This window comes from Ralstonia sp. 1B3 (assembly GCF_036631435.1).
This window is the reverse complement of sequence record NZ_JAPNUG010000021.1, coordinates 1-17871: the sequence shown is the minus strand read 5'-3', so window position 1 is coordinate 17871 and position 17871 is coordinate 1. Positions and strand designations below refer to the sequence as shown.

The following is a 17871-nucleotide window of genomic DNA, read 5'->3' as shown; positions in this document are numbered from 1 at the left end:
ATGCGGGTTTCGCTGCCGGTTTCACCGATGGATCAAGCGGCAGCTCCACGAGGATGGGCTGCGCATTCGGCGCCGGGAAATTGGCAAAGGCGCTGCGTACCAGATACGGCATCACAGCCGCCAGCGAGCCATCCCCACCCTGCGTTTGCGCGGTCACCTGATAAACCCGCTTGCCGGTGGCTGCCTCGTCAATTTCCACGTGATAGGCATAGAACGGCACCTGCACGTTGGTCTCTACGTATTGCGGTCCCCACGGGCCCCAGGGCCCCCAAGGACTGCGCCACGGCCCCCAAGGCCCGGGCCCCCAGTACGGATCGGGATACACGGGCTGGCGTACCTGCACGAGTCGCGTGGCGGTCGAATAATCCAGGCGGACCACATAGCGCGCGCTGGCACGCGGCACGCTCGTGAAGCCGTGAGCGGCCAGCTGGTCTGATGTCCAGGCCTCGTAAGTCTGGCGTTCCAGGTCATTTTGCTGCGTTGCGGTGCGTTCGAAGGCATAGGTGCGCGGCGGGGTGTCGGTCCAGCCGGGCTGCCGGAACGCCGTCACCTGACTGGTGACCGTGCTCGCACAGCCCGCCAGGAGGCTGGCCGCCATCAACGCGCCGGCCATCGGCCAGACGCCCGATGACTTGATCCATTTCCACATAGAAAATCCCCTACTCTCAATCAGACAGATGGTCGCGCGCCGGGAAACAGGCCACCCGCGGCTGTTACTCAGAGTGACGCCTGCCGCGGAAGATTCCCGCCAAGCGCCTGAGTACAATGGCCTTTTGCGACCGCAGACAACGCAGATAAGGATGTTACCGATGTTGCGCACCGATACCGCCGTCACGATTTACCGCAAGGACTACACCGCGCCCGCTTTCCGCATTGACGAAGTGGCCCTGGAGATCGATCTCGTGCCCGAGCGCACCCGTGTCGTCAACCGCATGCGCATGACGCGCACGGATGCCGGCAAGCCGCTCGTGCTGGCGGGTGAAGGGCTGGAGCTGGCGGGCGCAACGGTCGACGGCAAGGCGCTATCCGGCCTGCAGGCCTCCGGCGACACGCTCACCATCGATGCCGTGCCGGCCGATGTTGGCGCCAGCTTCACGCTGGAACTCACCACGTACTGCAATCCCGCCGCCAACTCGTCGCTGATGGGCCTGTACGTTTCCAACGGCAACTTCTTCACGCAGTGCGAGGCAGAGGGCTTCCGCAAGATCACCTACTTCCTTGACCGCCCGGACGTAATGACGGTCTACACCGTCACGCTGCGCGCATCGAAAGCGGATTACCCGGTGCTCCTGTCCAACGGCAACCTCGTGTCGGAGCGCGACCTGCCGGACGGACGGCACGAAGCGGTGTGGCACGACCCGTTCAAGAAACCGTCGTACCTGTTCGCGCTGGTGGCCGGCAAGCTCGAATGCATTGAAGAACGCATCCAGTCGGCTTCGGGCAAAGAGAAGCTGCTGCAGGTGTGGGTGGAAGCTCAAGATCTGGGCAAGACGCGCCACGCGATGGATTCGCTCATCCACTCCATCCACTGGGACGAACGCCGCTTCGGCCTGGAGCTCGATCTCGACCGCTTCATGATCGTCGCCGTGGGCGACTTCAACATGGGTGCGATGGAGAACAAGGGCCTGAACATCTTCAACACGAAGTACGTGCTGGCCAATGCGGAGACGGCCACCGACGTGGATTTCGCCAACATCGAATCGGTGGTCGGCCACGAATACTTCCACAACTGGACGGGCAACCGCGTCACCTGCCGCGACTGGTTCCAGCTGAGCCTCAAGGAAGGCCTGACGGTGTTCCGCGATCAGGAATTCTCCGCCGATATGGCGGCACAAGCGGCCGCGCAAGCCGGCAATGAAGCCGCGGCTGCCAGCGCCCGAGCCGTCAAGCGCATCGAAGACGTGCGTGTGCTGCGCCAGGCGCAGTTTCCGGAAGATGCCGGCCCGATGGCCCACCCGGTGCGCCCCGACAGCTACGAAGAAATCAACAACTTCTACACCGTCACGGTGTACGAAAAGGCGCGGAAGTCGTGCGCATGTACCAGACGCTGCTCGGCCGCGACGGTTTCCGCAAGGGCATGGACCTGTACTTCCAGCGTCACGACGGCCATGCCGTCACCTGCGACGATTTCCGCGCCGCCATGGCCGATGCCAACGGCCGCGACCTCACGCAATTCGGCCGCTGGTACAGCCAGGCCGGCACGCCGGTCGTGGCAGTCGAAGGCCACCACGATGCCGCCACGCATACCTACACGCTCACGCTGCGCCAGCGTTGCGAGCCGGTCGGCATCGAAGTCAACAGCGGCATCCAGAAGCAACCGTTCCACATTCCGTTTGCGATCGGCCTGATCGACAAGAACGGCCGCGACTTGCCGCTGCGTTTGCGTGGCGAGGCCGCATCGCCCTCGCCGGTGACCACGCGCGTGCTGGACTTCACCGAAACCAAGCAGACCTTCGTCTTCGAAGATGTGGCCGAAGCGCCGTTGCCCTCGCTGCTTCGCAATTTCTCGGCGCCGGTGATCGTCGAATACGGTTATACGACGGAGCAGCTCACATTCCAGCTCGCGCACGATTCCGACCCGTTCAACCGCTGGGAAGCCGGCCAGCGCCTGGCCACCGACACCCTGCTGCGCATGGTTGCGGACATCCAGCACGGCCGCGCACCGGCGGTCGACCCAGCGTTGGTCGAAGCCCTGCGTGCCGTGGTCGCCGACACGTCGCTTGATCCAGCCTTCCGCGAGCAGATGCTGATCCTCCCCGCCGAAAGTTACCTGGCCGAGCGCATGGACGTGGCAGACCCGGCCGCCATTCACACCGCACGCCGCACGCTGCGCCGCACGCTGGCAGAGAAGCTCAACGCAGAGTTGCTGCGTGCCTATCAGGACAACCAGACCGAGGGGCCCTACTCGCCCGATGCGGTATCTGCAGGCAAGCGCGCCCTCAAGAACATCGCCCTCGGCTATCTGGTGGAAACCGAAGCCTCCGAGGCGCTGGCCCTGGCCGAACAGCAATATGCCGGCGCCACCAACATGACCGACCGCATGGGCGCCCTCTCGGCGATGGTCAACAGCTACGCCCCCGGCCGCGAAGCCGCACTGGCCGATTTCTACACGCGCTTTGCCGACGACGCCCTCGTCATCGACAAATGGTTCTCGCTGCAGGCCATGCAGCCCGGCGCCGCAGGCAAGCCGACGCTCGCCACCGTGCGCGCGCTGATGGCCCATCCCGCCTTCACGCTGCGCAACCCGAACCGGGCGCGTTCGCTCATCTTCAGCTTCTGCTCCGGCAACCCCGCGCAATTCCATGCCGCCGATGGTTCCGGCTATGCGTTCTGGGCCGAGCAGGTGCTCGCGCTCGACGCCATCAACCCGCAGGTCTCTGCCCGCCTGGCACGCGCGCTGGACCGCTGGCGCAAGTACGTGCCCACGCTGCGCGACGCCATGCAGGACGCGCTCAAGCGCGTGGCGGCACATCCGAGCCTCTCGCGCGACGTGCGCGAGATCGTCGGCAAGGCGCTGGCCTGAATGTCACCGCTTGTATCGTAAAATCGCGCCCGTCTCAGGAGAACCCATGAAGCGCATCAACCTCACCCGCTACCTGATCGAAGAGCAGCGCGAGCACAACACCATCCCGGCCGAGCTGCGCCTGCTGCTCGAAGTCGTGGCGCGCGCCTGCAAGGCGATCTCGCACAGCGTCAACAAGGGGCCCTTGCCGGCGTGCTCGGCTCGGCCGGCACCGGCAACGTGCAAGGCGAAACCCAGCAGAAGCTGGACGTGATCGCCAACGAAGTCCTGCTCGAAGCGAACGAGTACGGCGGCAACCTGGCCGCCATGGCCTCGGAAGAGATGGAATCGTTCTACGAGATTCCGCACCGCTATCCGAAGGGCGAATACCTGCTGCTGTTCGATCCGCTCGACGGCTCGTCCAACATCGACGTGAACGTGTCGATTGGCACGATCTTCTCGGTACTGCACATGCCCAAGGCCGGCGAGGCCGTGACGGAAGCCGATTTCATGCAGCCCGGCGTCAAGCAGGTCGCTGCCGGCTATGCCGTGTACGGCCCGCAGACCACGCTGGTACTGACCGTCGGCAACGGCGTGCACATGTTCACGCTCGACCGCGAAGTCGGCAGCTTCGTGCTGACCCACCGCGACGTGAAGATTCCGGTCGATACCAAGGAATTCGCCATCAACATGTCGAACATGCGCCACTGGGCCCCGCCCGTGCGCCGCTACATCGACGAATGCCTGGCCGGCACCGAAGGCCCGCGCGGCAAGGATTTCAACATGCGCTGGATCGCCTCGATGGTGGCTGACGTGCATCGCATCCTCACGCGCGGCGGCATCTTCATGTATCCGTGGGACAAGCGCGAGCCGGGCAAGGCCGGCAAGCTTCGCCTGATGTACGAAGCCAACCCGATGGCCTTCCTGGTGGAACAGGCTGGCGGCGCAGCCACCAACGGCGAGCAACGCATTCTGGATATCCAGCCCGAACAGCTGCACCAGCGTGTGGCGGTCGTCCTCGGGTCGAAAAACGAGGTGGATCGCGTCACGCAATATCACCTCGAAGCCAAAAAGACGGCCTGACGACGCCATGTAAGACTGTTGTTGCCGCGGTTCTTGCAGAGCGATAAAAAGTTCTGTTAGAATCGCTGTTTCCGACGCCGCTGTAGCTCAGTCGGTAGAGCAGCGCATTCGTAATGCGAAGGTCACCAGTTCGATTCCGGTCAGCGGCACCAGAATAAAAAAAGGGTTACAGGTTCTGCCTGTAACCCTTTTTGCATTTCCGCCATCCCCGATGGTCTCCCGGCACCCTTCTGCCTCTTGTCCGCCCAGCCTATTGCTGATTCGGCGAAACAATCCCGAACCGTTCCATCTGGCGATAGACCGTCGCGCGCGCGATGCCAAGCTCGTGCGCAACGTGGGTGATGCGCCATTTGTTCCGGCGCAACGCAGCCAGCAGGATTTCCCGCTCGTTGTCCGGTGCGGCATCGGCCGCGACTGAAGCTGCGGCAGCCGCAGCGTCCGTCGTGCTTTCAAGAACCTCCGGCGGCAACGCGTCGACATCGATCAGGCCGTCGTCGCTCATGGCCAGCGCAAAGCGCAGCACGTTGCGCAACTGCCGGACATTGCCCTGCCACGGGTAGCTGCGCAGCACCGCCAGCGCAGCCGGCGCGAGTTGCGCGTGCATGTCGAGCTGGCGCGCTTCTTCTTCGACGATGCGGGCGATCAGGTAGTCCTTGTCGCAACGCTCGCGCAGCGTCGGAAGGTGCAGCGTTGCACCGCACAGCCGGTAGTAGAGATCCTCACGGAACCGCTGCTCGGCAATGAGCTGGCGCAGGTCACGGTGGGAGGCGGCAATTACGCGCAGGTCAACCGGCGTGGGCTTTTCCGAACCCAGCGGCATCACCTCGCGTTCGGACAGCACACGCAACAGCCGGCTCTGCAGATGCAGCGGCATGTCGCCAATCTCGTCGAGAAACAGCGTGCCGCCGTCCGATTGGGCGATCAGGCCGCGCATGCCCTTGCTGCGGGCGCCGGTGAAGGTGCCCGGCGTGTAGCCGAACAGTTCGCTCTCGATGAGCGACTCGGGAATGGCCGCGCAATTGACCGCAACGAACGCTTTGCTGCGACGCTCGCTCGCGGTGTGCAGCGCCTTGGCCAGGACTTCCTTTCCGGTGCCGGTCTCGCCTTGTACCAGGATGTTGAGCGGCTTGTTGGCCAGACGCTTGGCCTGCAGGATCAGCCGCTGCATCTGCGGGTCGTCGGCGCCGAGCGCCTCCAGGGCGGCACTGGCCTCGGGGCTGGGCAACACCGGCTGAGCTGCCGCCGCAGACGGCATAGACGGCTTGCCGGGCGCGCCGCGCGGCGGAATCCCCGTCGCGTAATACAGCCCGTGATCGAACATCCGAATCGCCGTACGCTCGGATGACGTGCCAGCCCGGGCGATGCGCCACAGCTCGCTCATGTTTTCGCGAAACACTTCGGTCAGGAGGTGGCCACGCACATCGGCGTGCGGATCGCCCTCAAGCCGCAGCTTGCGCCGGCCGCCGCTGTTGATGCCGCGAATCACGCCGTCGGCGTCGAAGGCGACCATGATTTCGCTGTCCACATCCACCAGCGACCATGTTGACCCCAACCGCAGGATCCATTGATCGCGGAAATAGCGCAGGAAGTTCGCGTCTTCGATCTTCTGCGCGTACATGGTGGTCATCTGCAGCGCGAGGTGCTGCCCTTCACGCGGGGCAGGCGCACTCAGTGCAGACACATCGAGCACGCCGAGGAAGTTGCCAGTCGGGTCAAACAGCGGCGCGCTGTTGCAGGTAAGCGTGATGTGGCAAGCGTCGAAATGATCGGTCTGATGACACGTCACCGGGGCCTGCTCGACGATGCAGGTGCCGACCGCACAGGTGCCGGCGCGCGACTCGCTCCAATCCGCGCCCAGGTACAGGCCAGAACGTTTCAGTTCGCGGTCGAGGTTGTCGTTGCCGATGAAGTCCACTGTGACGCCGTAGGCGTCGGTCAGCAGCAGCACGTAGTCGAGGCCGGAGACGCGCTTATAGAGCTGCTCCATGCCGGTACGCGCGACGCTCAGGAAGTCCTCGATCTGGTCCTTGTGTTCGCGCAGGCGCTGCGCCTCGACGATGTAGGCGGGTGTGGGTCGGCTGGGGTCGCGACCGTAGTCGTCCAGGCAGCGCCGCCATGAGCGCTCGATGACGCCTTGCGCCTCGCCCGGCTGCTGCGAGAAGGCGAGCAGCCGCTCGATATGTGCGCGGTGTGCTTTTTGCTGCACGACTGTCTCCTTAGCCGCCGCATTTGAAGGGTGCGATGCCCGCGCCGCCGGTCTTTGTCGGCCTTTGGAGCGAGGGCGGATGCGGTTCTACGCTAATCGATTTACCCGGTTGCCGCAACGTAGCGACGCTGCACAGGCAACCGGGCTCGCTGGCTCAGATCTCCCTGCGGTTCAATGCCCCGGCAATGTATTCGGCCTGCCGGATCGCCAGGGCCACGATGGTGAGCGTGGGGTTGGCCGCCGAACTCGACGTGAACTGGCTGCCGTCGGAGATGAACAGGTTCTTCACATCGTGTGCCTGTCCCCAGCGGTTGACCACGCCGTCGCTGGCCTTCGCGCTCATGCGGTTGGTGCCCATGTTGTGGCTGGCCGGATAGGCAGGCATGTCGATCACCCGCGTCGCGCCCACCGCCTCGGACACCTTGCGCCACTGCACCAGGCCGTGCGCGGTGATTTTTTCGTCGTTCTCGTGATAGGTCTTGGTAACGATGGGAATCGGCAGACCGTACTGGTCTTTCTCGGTGGGATGCAGGGTGATGCTGTTCTGCTCGCGCGCGAGGTCTTCACCGCAGACCCAGACGCAGCTCATGTGGTCGTACATTTCCATGGCCGAGGTGAAATCGCGCCCCCAGCCGCCCGGCTTCATGAACGCGGCCGTATACGGCAGGTGAATGGCCAGACCTTCGAGGTAATAGCCGCCGACAAACCCGCGCTTGGTATTGAGCGGCACCTCATCGGCCACTACCGCCGCAATGTCGAAGCCGCGATACATGTAGACCGGCTTCTTGTGGATGGACACCGCCGCTGCCGTGGCGTGGTTCATGTAGTTCTTGCCCACCTGCCCCGACGAATTCGCGAGCCCGTTGGGGAACATGCTCGACGCGGAGTTCAGCAACAGACGCGGCGACTCGATGGAATTGCCCGCCACACAGACCACCCGTGCCTTCTGCAGCTGCTTGCGGCCCTTGTTGTCGACATAGAGCACACCATTGGCGCGGCCCTGCTTGTCATGCTGGATCTGCAGCACCATCGATTCGGGCCGCAGTTCGACATTGCCGGTGGCCTGGGCACGCGGCACTTCGGTGTAGAGCGTCGACCATTTCGCGCCGATCTTGCAGCCCTGCATGCAAAAGCCGATCTGCATGCAACCGGGGCGGCCGTCATACGGTTCGGAGTTCGACGCGGCGGGGCGGACGATGTGCTTGTAGCCCACCTTTCTTGCGCCTGCTTCGATCACCTTGTAGTGGTTGTTTGGCGGCATGGGCGGCAGGCCGCTGGCCTTGGTGCCGCACACGCCCATCTTCTTCTCGGCCAGTTCGTAATACGGTTCAAGTTCGGACAGCGTGATCGGCCAATCCAGCACATTGGCCCCCTGGATTGCGCCGTACGTCGTTTTGGTGTGGAAGTCATGCTCCTGAAAGCGCAATGCCACGCCGGACCAGTGCACCGTAGACCCGCCCACGCCCTTCACGATCCAGGCAGGCAGGTTTGGATACGTCTTGGTGTGGTGCCAACCGCCCGCCGAGATGCGTTTGTCGAGCCACGAGATCTTGTTGAACATGGCCCATTCGTCGTTCTCGAAATCGGCCTGCGTGTAGTGCTTTCCGGCTTCCAGCACCACGCATTTGACACCGCGCTGCGCCAGCTCGTTGGCGAGCGTGCCGCCGCCCGCGCCCGAACCGACGATCACGACAACGCTATCGTCGTCGAGGGAAAACTTTGCCTGATCCGTCATGATGGTTGTCTCCGTTTTTATGCGCCGGCGCTCAGAGCCAGTCGATGTCATCGAAGCCGCGGTGCAGATAGCCGCCCTTCTGCCACGACGAGCCCTCGTAGCCGAACAGGGGCCATAGCTTCTTGTTGTTGTAGAGACCGGTAACCAGATCGCCCTGGACCTTCTTGAAGAAGGGCGTGGACTCGATGTCCTTGAGCAGCGCCACACGCTCGTTCTCGGTCTTCACCTGGACGTACGGCACGCCATAACGCTGCCTGGCGCGTTGGTCCAGGTCGTGCACGCCGTTGATCAGCAGCGTCTTCACTGTCGAATCCTTGCCTGCCGCCGCGTCATAGGGCGCCACGGCCTCCACGTAGAACTTGTCGGCCAACTTGTCGTGCGGATAGATGTCGCGCGCCATGCGCACCAGCGTCCTGCCGGTGGCGGTGCCCAGCAGGGGAAAGCTGTGCTCGACCACGACGTCCTTGGTGACCGCCATGGCCGACGGCACGACCGTGACGCTGATGGCGGCCAGGCCGCTGCCGCGCAGAAAGCCGCGTCGCGACACCTTGGGTTGCTTGTCCAAAACGCGCATGGCAGGGCCAGCGGTTGGCGTGGGTTTCATGTTGGTTGCCTCCGTTATCGGGCGTGCACCGCGCGCGCCTTATCTTGTTGAAATGCACAACGTTGCCTGGCGGCTCATGGTCCCGCCGCGGCGGTCCGGGACACCTGCGACGCATATGGCGCGCCGTGGGAATGACGGGGTTCATTTGTGAGATCGTGCTCGCCAAGCACATCGACCAGCATGTGGTGCAGTCCTTCGGCCAGTACGGTGGCCAATAGCGGCGCGCCCAACTGCTCGGTACAGGACGTCGTACACGCTTGCAGGCGCTCCGCCTGCGCCGGATTCGCTCCCAAAGCCGTGCACAGCAGCGGCCAGTCCGGCGGCGAGACGAGCGTGCCGCACGTCAGCAGCACGCCCGTGCGGCGCCGTACCTGCGCGAGACCGACGATCTTGCGATGCCCGACCACCACTTCCCACGGCGACAGCGAGCCGAAGCAGGCCCACTTGAGCGACGGGGCCGGCGATGCTAACCGCACTTCCTCCGGCGGCACTGCATAGGCCGGAATGCCGAGGTCTCGCAACAGCCCTGCGTGCAGCACGCCCAGCCACCGGTAGCTCGACACCGTGCCGGTCCCCGCGACGAGCGGATGATCGGCGGGCAGCACGATCGATGCCGACAACATCCAGGGCCCGGCCAGCACCGCGCCGCCGCCAGCGTCGCGCACGACCACCGGCGTGGCGCCGCCTGCCATGCCCGGATGCAAGGCCGCCTGCGCACGACCGAGCACGACACCGGGGCCCGCATACGTCCACAGCCGCACCGCTGGCCGCAGGACCGGTTGCGCAAGCTGCGCGCGGTTCCAGTCCTGCTCGTCTGCGCAATGAATTCCATCGGAGAGGAAGGCGGCGGTCAGCATCACAGACCTTCAACGGTTTCCAGCCGCACCTTCAGATCGGTCAGGAAGCGTGCGGCCGGGTAACCGTCCACAGCGCGGTGATCGAAGATCAGATGCAGGCCCATCATTGGCGCGACCACGATGCTGTCGCCCTTGACCACCGCCCGCTTGGCAACACGCGTCACACCGAGGATGGCCACCTGCGGCACGTTGATGATGGGCGTGAAGCTGTCGATGCCCGTCATGCCGAGGTTGGTCACGGTGAAGGTGCCGTGCTGATAGCTGCCGGCGGACAACGTGCCAGCGCGGGCTCCTGCAGCCAGGCGGCGGCTTTCGGCGGCAATGTCGGCCACTGACTGCGCGTCGACATTGCGCAGCACCGGCACCATCAGCCCTTCATCCAGGCTGACGGCCAAGCCGATGTTGACGTCGGGCATCAACTCGATTTCTTTCTCGAGCGCGCGGGCATTCAGGCGTGGATGCTCGCGCAGTGTCAATGCCACCGCACGCAGCACGAAGGCCGTCAGCGTGACCTTGCACTGCGGCCCGAGCTGCTGCTGCAGTGCCTGCACGGCGGCTTCCAACCGGGTGGCATCCACCTCGATCGACTGCGCCACGCGCGGCACCTGCCAGGCAGCGCTCATGGTGCGGGCGATGGCACCGCGCATGCCCGCGAGCGGCACGACACGACGCTCGCCGGCATCGGGCACGAAAGCGACGGCTTGGTTCATGCTTTCGGCTCCAGCCGCGCCAGCACCGCGCCGCGCCCGAAGGTGTCCTGGGCCGCGACCTCCAGTGCGGCGACAACGCCATCGGCCGGAGCCGCCACCTCGTGCGTGGTCTTGACCAGCTCGACCACCGCCAGGGCCTGCCCCGCGCTCACCGCATCACCGGGCTTGACGAGCCAATCCTGCAACAGGGCCTCGGTGCCCTCTTCCACGTCCTGCCAGGCGGCGTCAGACATCAGTACGTCGATCATGCTGCTTCTCGCTTGAGTGAATGGAAAGCCGGTTGGTGCTGCACGAGTGCGCGCACCTGGGTGACGATGCTGTCGACCTGCGGAATGACGAACTGCTCGAGCGGTCGCGAGTACGGAATGGGCACGTCGGGCACCGCCAGCCGCCGCACGGGCGCGCGCAATGCCACGGTGTCGAGGTTCTCCGCCACGATGGCGGCAATCTCGCCTGACAGGCCGAAGCTGAGGTAGTCCTCGTCGGCCACCAGCAGACGGCCCGTCTTGGCCACCGAGCGGAGTACCGCCTGGCGGTCGAGCGGCACGATGGTGCGCAGGTCGATCACCTCGACATCGATGCCCTCGGCGGCGAGCTGCTCGGCCGCCAGCAACGACTTCTGCACCATCTGCGAGAGCGTGACGATGGTCACGTCGCGGCCTTCGCGCGCCACACGGGCCTGTCCGAACGGGATCGTGTAGGCCTCTTCGGGAACCGCGTTCGTGCTGCCCTCGAAGTAGGACATCCACGACAGGCCCATGATGCCCTTGTGGTAGCAGAAGATGACGGGGTTGTCGTCGCGGATGGCCTGGGTCATCAGGCCCTTGGCGTCGTACGCGTTGGACGGTACGACCACCTTCATGCCGGGCATGTGGGCAAAGCTGGCATACAGGCATTGCGAGTGCTGGGCCGCATCGTTGTAGCCCCCGCCGATGCCGGTCGTGATGACGGCGGGCAGCGCGACACGGCCGCCGGACATGTAGGTGTTCTTCGCCAGGTGGTTGTAGATCTGGTCGAAGCACACCCCGAAGAAATCCACGAACATCAGCTCGGCGATGGGACGCAATCCTTCCGCTGCTGCGCCGAGTGCCGCGCCGATGAAGGCCGTCTCTGAAATCGGCGTGTCCATGATGCGATCCGGCCCGAAGCGGTCGAGCAACCCGGTGGTGGCGCTGAAAATGCCGCCGTACTTGCCGATGTCTTCGCCCATGACGAAGACACGCGGGTCGCGCTCCATTTCCTGACCGATGGCTTCGGAAATGGCCTGCGCCATGGTGAGAGTGCGCGCGCCCTGCGCCGCGCCTTGTGAGGCTTGCATGGTGAGTCTCCTGTGATGGCCGCAGGGGCTGCTTAATGAACGAAAACGTGATCCAGCGCTTCGCCGGGTTCCGGATACGGGCTGTTGCGGCCGAAGTCGTAGGCCGCGTCAATGCGTGCCGAGATGGCGGCCCGCAGCGCGCTGTCGGCGTTGTCGTCGAGCAGCCCCGAAGCCCGCAGACTGTTGCCAAGGAGGTTGATGGGATCGGCCTCGCGCAGGTGCTTGGCCTCGTCCTTCGGGCGGTACGTTTCCGGGTCGCCCTGGAAGTGGCCGAGGTAGCGATCGGTCTTGACCTCGATGAGCGTCGGCCCCTCGCCGCGTCGCGCGCGGGCGATGGCCTCGCCGGCCGCGTAATAGACGGCCACGGCGTCGTTGCGGTCCACCAGCACGCCGGGCATGCCATAGCCGGCAGCACGTACATCGTTGGAAGGCACGGAGGTCGAATCGGCCTTCTCGACCGAGATGCCGTACTTGTTGTCTTCGCAGATGAAGACGACAGGCAGCTTCCACAGCGCCGCCAGATTCAACGACTCATGGAACGCGCCCTGATTGGCCGCGCCCTCGCCAAACACCGCAATGGCCACCCAGTCCTTATTCAGCTTGCGCGCTGCGAGCGCCGCGCCGCAGGCTTGCGGCATGCTCGCGCCGACGATGCCGCTGCACGAGAACTTCGTCTCCGGGTGAAACAGGTGCATGTGGCCGCCCTTGCCGCGGCCGAGCCCCGTTGCCTTGCCGAAGATCTCGGCGGTCATTTCATTCAGGGGCACGCCCTTGGAGATGGCGAAATGGTGGGCGCGGTGCGGGCCAACCACGGTGTCTTCCGGCCGCAGATGCGCACACACGCCCACCGCCACCGGTTCCTGCCCCGCCGACAGATGCATCTCGCCAGGCACTGGCCCGGCGCCAATATCAAAGGCCAGGCCCTTCTGGATTTTCGGCGGCAACTTGCCTTCCAGATAGACCTTCGCCATGGCCTCTTCGTACTGGCGAATCTCGATCATCTTCTCGTACATCCACAGAAGATGTTGCGGTGTGGGGTCCATGCAAAGTCTCCTCTTGCTCTCGTATCGGTGTCCGGCTGCTGGGCCGGCTGACCGGGAATTGCAAGAGGGGTGCCAGCTGCAAGCGCAAGCGGCTCGCGTGCATCGAGAAAGCGCGCAGAGCCTTTAGTGGCAAGGGATTGCCGTCATGCGACCCGCGCTTGCGGCGCACCTGAAGTCGTCTCGTTAAAGACCATCGGGGCGAGACAGACGTCGCAGCGAATGCGACAGGTGTCTCGCTCAACCGTCCTGCGCCGGCAAAAGAAAAAGGGCCCGAAGGCCCTCTGTCTTGATGCAACCGCCAGCCAGTTCACGCCGCCGGAATACGCAGCTTCTGCCCCGGATAAATCTTGTCCGGATTCGACAGCATCGGCTTGTTGGCCTCGAAGATGGCTGGGTACTTGTTGGCATCGCCGTAAAACTTCTTGGCGATGGCCGACAGCGTATCGCCGCGCTCCACGGTGTGCCATTGCGATTCTTGCGACTCGGTGTTGACCGACATCTGGTCATCGACCGACTTGATGCCTTCGACGTTGCCGCAGCACAGGATGATCTTCTCGCGCGTGGCTTGGTCGGGCGCCACGCCAAACACCTTGGCGGCGTCGCCCTCCACCTGCACTGACAGCGCCGTGGCACTCAGGCCCTGCTTCGCGATGTAGTCCTGAATGGCTTGGCCCTTGGCATCGTCGGCTGCCTTGGCGGCACCGGCATCCGCCGACGCATCGGCCGGGGCGGCTGCGGCGCTGCCGTGGAACAGCTTCTCGCCAGCCTCTTTGATGAAGTCAAAAAACCCATAACGACCTCCATAAGTACACAACGGGGAACGGGAAAGCCGAAAGGCGAGCCCTGCGAGGCCCGCCCCGCCGCGGCAGTGTAGCCGCTCACCAACGGTGTCTCCATGACAGTCGCGTGCAATTGCAAACTTTCGACCCCGACCGGGCGGCCATGAGGCGCTTCGCCCACTTCGAATGCTGCGTCGCAACAAAATCACTGGCACACTGTCTTACCAAAACCGAAACCACTTGCGACCTCTCGGAATGCACGGGCACCATCGTCCCCATCCGAGCCTCTTTGCCGCCGCCATGCACCGTAATTGGATGAAATCCATCACCCGGCTGGTCGACGCCCTGACCACCCCGGGCTTTGGCCGCCAGTCGTGGCCGCCCAAACCCGTCAAGCCGCTCAAGCCGACCGCCCGCAGGGAGAGCCCACGCCGCGTGCGTCCGACGCCCACCCAGGGCACCTTCGTCCGCGAGCAGTTCATCTACGAACCGGAGTCGCCGGTCGTGGTGGCACGCCGGCCGGAATACTGGCTGTACACACCGCCCACGCGCGGCAGCAAGCCCCGCGCTGATGGTGATGCTGCATGGCTGCAAGCAATCGGCAGAAGTGCTGGCACACGGCACGCGCATGAATGCACTGGCAGATCGCGAGGGCTTTATCGTCCTGTACCCGGAGCAGCCGCGCCGCGCGCATCCGCAATGCTGCTGGCACTGGTATGACCCCGAGCACGCTGGCGCCCGCGAGGCAGACGGCATTGCCCAACTGATCGAGCAAACCCTGGAACAGACTGGCGCCGATCCTTCACGCGTGTATCTGGCAGGCTTGTCAGCCGGCGCCGGATTGGCTGGCCTGATCGCATTGCGTCATCCGAAGCTGTTCGCCGCATTGGCGCTGCATTCAGGCCCGGCGCTGGGCGTGGCGCGCTCGCCGGCGTCTGCGTTGAACCTGATGCGCCGCGGAGCACGCGTCGACGCCGTCGAGGCGCTCTCCAGCGTGGTGAACGTGGCCGCCTACCCCGGCATGCCGACGATGCTGTTGCACGGCCTGCGCGACGAGGCCGTCAACCCCGCCAACCAGGCGCAGCTGGCCGCGCAGTTCCGCGCGCTGAATCATCTCGGCGATGGGGGCAACGTCTCACGCGAAACCGCGCGCGGCGAGGGTTATGTCCTGCGCAACGACATGCGCGACGGCGAATGCATCGTCAGCCTGTGCCAACTCACCACGATGGGCCACGCCTGGAGCGGCGGTGACCCGCGCTACGCCTTCCACGCGCCGGGGCCAGACTCGACGTGGCTGTGGTGGCAATTCGCGCGCCGGCACGTTCGCGACGCAGCGCTGGCCGCGTAAGTGCGCGTCAGAGATCGATCGACTGCTGGACGGGGTTCCGCCCCAGCAATTCATCGATCAAGCCATAGCCGCGCGTAAGCCCGGCATCTTCAGCGGCTTCACGCGTGGGCAGCGGACGCTCGTCATGCGAATGGGCGACGAGAGTTTCGACCGCGGTTGGGTCTGCGCCCGACTCGCAGATACGCACGACAAAATCCCACTGCGCGGGTCCCTGCCCGCTCCTTTCCGATTTGCGCTCGGCACGCGGAATGGCCAGTACATAGACGTCGAAGTCCTTGTACAGCTCGGTGCGCCAATTCGATTCCATTGTCATGTTGCCTCCCGAAGGGCGCCGCTGCCGCTCCTCCGGCGATTACGGCGTCGACAGAACTGCCTGCAAAAAACAGGCCGGTACATGACCGGCCTGTCGTTGCATCATCAACATTCGCCCTTGCGCGCGTGGCCCGGGGGGCAGTGATAGCGGTCATCGCGATCACGACCGCGCCAGCGGCCGTCGTCACCGCGGTCCCAGCCGCCGTCACGCATTTGCCAGCCGTGCGGCCCCTGCTCCCAGCGCGGCTCGCGCCAGTGGTAACCCGGTCGGCCGTGTTCGCGATAGCCGCGACGCCAGACGTAGCGGCCGTCACGCCATTGCCAGTAACCCGGCACCCAGACGTAGCCCGGCTGCAAGACCGGCACGGGCTCATACTGAGGCGGCGGCGGCGCGTAGGTCGGGCCAATCTGGACACCAATCGACACCTGCGCCTGCGCCGGCAAGGCGATCGAGCCTGCCACACCGGCCGCGGCCAGGCATGCAGCGAGAATCCATGCGTTCTTCTTCATATTGGGGACCTCCTTTTCAAACCCATCGAACTTGAGTGGATCGTAGCACCGGGTTTCGCCCGCGCCTCTAGGGTGTTACGCGGCGTTACCTCCGTTACCGGAAGCCGGAAATGTGTTCACGTTTGCGTGACGTTGCGGCCGTTCCTCGCCCAGCCACGCACAAAATGCCTGCACCACTTCGTCACCGAGATTGCGCGCCGGGCTGTACCAGTAATAGCTGCGCGCGACCAGTGAAAGGTCCGGAAACGGCGCGACGAGGCGCCCCTCCTCAAGATCCTCCGTGACGAGCGCCGATGGCCCCATCGCGACACCCAGCCCATCAATGGCAGCTTGGATCGACAGATAGAAATGCTCGAACGTGAGCGCATGCGCGGGCCGCAGGTTCGGCACCCCCGCCAGCACCAGCCAGCTGGGCCACACCGAAGGCAGCGTGTCCGAATGCAGCAGCGTGTGATGCCGCAAGTCAGATGGCGTCGACAACGGCAAGCGTTCGAGCAACATCGGGCTGCACACCGGAAAGCGGCTCTCGTCCAGAAAGCGCCCCGATTGGAATCCCGCGTGAATTTCCGGCCCGCCACGGATGATCACGTCGAAATGATCGGGCAGGTCTTCGATCTCTTCGATGGACGTGGTCAGCCGCACCTCCACGCGCGGAAAACGCATCTGAAATGTGGAGAGCCGCGGAATCAGCCACCGCATCGTGAACGTCGGGATGCTGTTCACGCGGAGGATGCGCACCGCGTCGCGGTCACGCAGCGCCTGGCTGGCCGTGCTGATGCGGTCGAGTGCCACCCCAATCTCGGCCAAGTAGCGCTGCCCCGCATCGGTCAGTTCAACACGCCGATTCAACCTGCGAAACAGCGCCACACCCAGCCACGCCTCCAGCGCCTGGATCTGACGGCTGATGGCGCCATGCGTGACGTTCAGCTCTTCGCCTGCGCGCGTAAAACTCAGATGGCGCGCCGCCGATTCAAAGGCGCGCACGGCATTCAGAGGGGGCAGTTTGCGCATATCGCGTGAATTTTTTGCACAGATCGAGTCAGTATATATCGATTGTTGATCATGCTTGACGGCGCTACGCTGTCGCTTTCCTGCTCTCGCCGATTCAGCATCGAGTGAGAAAAACTCGATTTTCACTTTCGCGCTCCGCGCACCCCGTCATCGTGACCCCCGCCGTCATCGCCCTGGTTCTCTGCGCCGCCCTGCTCCACGCGTCATGGAATGCGTTGCTGAAAAGCGGCTCCGACCGCCTGCGCGCCATCACGCTGATGACGCTGGCCTCGGGCGTGGCCGCAATACCGATGGCGATTGCATTGCCGTTGCCGGCGCCGGCTGCATGGCCCTATGTGGCGCTGTCCGCGGTGCTGCACGTCGGCTACAACGTGTTTCTGGCGCGGGCGTATCGGTTTGGCGAGTTCGGACAGGTGTACCCGATCGCGCGCGGCTCATCGCCGCTGCTCGTCACGGTGGGCGCGTCGCTCTTCGCGGGTGAAATGCCAGGCGCGATTGCACTCGCGGGCGTGGTGCTGGTGAGTGGCGGCATTCTGAGTCTCGCGCGCGGCCGCAAGGCCGATCTTGGTTCGACGCTGGCGGCCCTCACCACGGGCGTATTCATCGCGTGCTACACGGTGTGCGACGGCATCGGCGCGCGGGCGGCAGGCAATGCAAATGCATACTCGGCTTGGCTGTTCATGCTCGACAGCTTGCCGATGGTGCTGCTCTATCGCATGTGGAAGGGCCCGCTGAACATCGACGTGCGCGACGCCACTACGCTCAAGACGTTTGGCGGCGGCGTGGTCTCGCTCATCGCCTACGGCATCGTCATCTGGGCTGTGACGCTCGCGCCGATGGGGCCTGTGTCAGC

14 protein-coding genes, 1 tRNA gene and 3 pseudogenes are annotated in these 17871 nt (G+C 64.6%); 5 read left to right on the top strand and 13 right to left on the bottom strand.

Annotated features, from left to right (window positions below; translation table 11 throughout):
* The coding region (locus tag OWR21_RS06045; protein ID WP_332394795.1) for a DUF4136 domain-containing protein at positions 1-649 on the bottom strand (649 nt) is incomplete at its 3' end.
* A gap of 160 nt (positions 650-809) precedes the next feature.
* Here OWR21_RS06045 and pepN point away from each other — a divergent pair.
* From pepN to OWR21_RS06030, 3 genes and pseudogenes are all read left to right on the top strand, one after another.
* Positions 810-3523: pseudogene (gene pepN / locus OWR21_RS06040) on the top strand (aminopeptidase N).
* A gap of 46 nt (positions 3524-3569) precedes the next feature.
* Positions 3570-4585 (top strand): annotated as a pseudogene (locus OWR21_RS06035) (class 1 fructose-bisphosphatase).
* A gap of 76 nt (positions 4586-4661) precedes the next feature.
* Positions 4662-4737 (top strand) — tRNA-Thr (locus tag OWR21_RS06030).
* 98 nt (positions 4738-4835) lie between these two features.
* Here OWR21_RS06030 and OWR21_RS06025 read toward each other — a convergent pair.
* From OWR21_RS06025 to lysM, 9 genes are all read right to left on the bottom strand, one after another.
* A complete protein-coding gene (locus tag OWR21_RS06025) occupies positions 4836-6791 on the bottom strand; it encodes a sigma-54-dependent Fis family transcriptional regulator (RefSeq protein ID WP_332394794.1) in 1956 nt (651 codons plus the stop codon).
* Between the two features lie 154 nt (positions 6792-6945).
* A complete protein-coding gene (locus tag OWR21_RS06020) occupies positions 6946-8526 on the bottom strand; it encodes a GMC family oxidoreductase (RefSeq protein WP_316873246.1) in 1581 nt (526 codons plus the stop codon).
* Between the two features lie 31 nt (positions 8527-8557).
* Positions 8558-9100, bottom strand: coding sequence for a twin-arginine translocation signal domain-containing protein (locus tag OWR21_RS06015; RefSeq protein ID WP_332394793.1), 543 nt, complete (start codon positions 9098-9100; stop codon positions 8558-8560).
* Positions 9101-9204: 104 nt separating this feature from the next.
* Positions 9205-9987 (bottom strand): lipoate--protein ligase family protein, encoded by a 783-nt coding sequence (locus tag OWR21_RS06010; RefSeq protein ID WP_316899473.1) that lies wholly within the window; start codon positions 9985-9987, stop codon positions 9205-9207.
* Positions 9987-10697 carry a dihydrolipoamide acetyltransferase family protein gene (locus OWR21_RS06005; protein WP_147214670.1) on the bottom strand — a complete coding sequence of 237 codons (711 nt, stop codon included), beginning with the start codon at positions 10695-10697 and terminating at the stop codon, positions 9987-9989. Before OWR21_RS06005 ends, OWR21_RS06010 begins: the two co-directional genes overlap by 1 nt.
* A complete protein-coding gene (locus OWR21_RS06000; protein ID WP_102066446.1) occupies positions 10694-10945 on the bottom strand; it encodes a lipoyl domain-containing protein in 252 nt (83 codons plus the stop codon). The genes OWR21_RS06005 and OWR21_RS06000 overlap by 4 nt, the downstream gene beginning before the upstream one ends.
* A complete protein-coding gene (locus tag OWR21_RS05995) occupies positions 10942-12015 on the bottom strand; it encodes an alpha-ketoacid dehydrogenase subunit beta (RefSeq protein ID WP_102066447.1) in 1074 nt (357 codons plus the stop codon). Before OWR21_RS05995 ends, OWR21_RS06000 begins: the two co-directional genes overlap by 4 nt.
* A 32-nt stretch (positions 12016-12047) precedes the next feature.
* Positions 12048-13058, bottom strand: a complete 1011-nt coding sequence (locus OWR21_RS05990; RefSeq protein ID WP_316873239.1) for a thiamine pyrophosphate-dependent dehydrogenase E1 component subunit alpha — start codon at positions 13056-13058, stop codon at positions 12048-12050.
* Between the two features lie 307 nt (positions 13059-13365).
* Positions 13366-13872, bottom strand: a complete 507-nt coding sequence (gene lysM / locus OWR21_RS05985; protein ID WP_332394792.1) for a peptidoglycan-binding protein LysM — start codon at positions 13870-13872, stop codon at positions 13366-13368.
* Between the two features lie 280 nt (positions 13873-14152).
* Between lysM and OWR21_RS05980 the strand changes: the two are divergent.
* A pseudogene (locus OWR21_RS05980) lies at positions 14153-15185 on the top strand (extracellular catalytic domain type 1 short-chain-length polyhydroxyalkanoate depolymerase).
* A 7-nt stretch (positions 15186-15192) separates the two neighbouring features.
* Here OWR21_RS05980 and OWR21_RS05975 read toward each other — a convergent pair.
* From OWR21_RS05975 to gcvA, 3 genes are all read right to left on the bottom strand, one after another.
* Positions 15193-15498 carry a hypothetical protein gene (locus OWR21_RS05975; RefSeq protein WP_147214666.1) on the bottom strand — a complete coding sequence of 102 codons (306 nt, stop codon included), beginning with the start codon at positions 15496-15498 and terminating at the stop codon, positions 15193-15195.
* 104 nt (positions 15499-15602) lie between these two features.
* A complete protein-coding gene (locus OWR21_RS05970; RefSeq protein ID WP_147214665.1) occupies positions 15603-16007 on the bottom strand; it encodes a YXWGXW repeat-containing protein in 405 nt (134 codons plus the stop codon).
* 75 nt (positions 16008-16082) lie between these two features.
* Complete coding sequence (gcvA, locus tag OWR21_RS05965; RefSeq protein ID WP_316889590.1) at positions 16083-17018, bottom strand: transcriptional regulator GcvA; 936 nt, start codon at positions 17016-17018, stop codon at positions 16083-16085.
* 152 nt (positions 17019-17170) lie between these two features.
* On the opposite strand from gcvA, the gene OWR21_RS05960 reads away from it, so the two are divergent.
* On the top strand, positions 17171-17871 hold a 701-nt coding region (locus tag OWR21_RS05960; RefSeq protein WP_332394791.1), incomplete at its 3' end, for an EamA family transporter.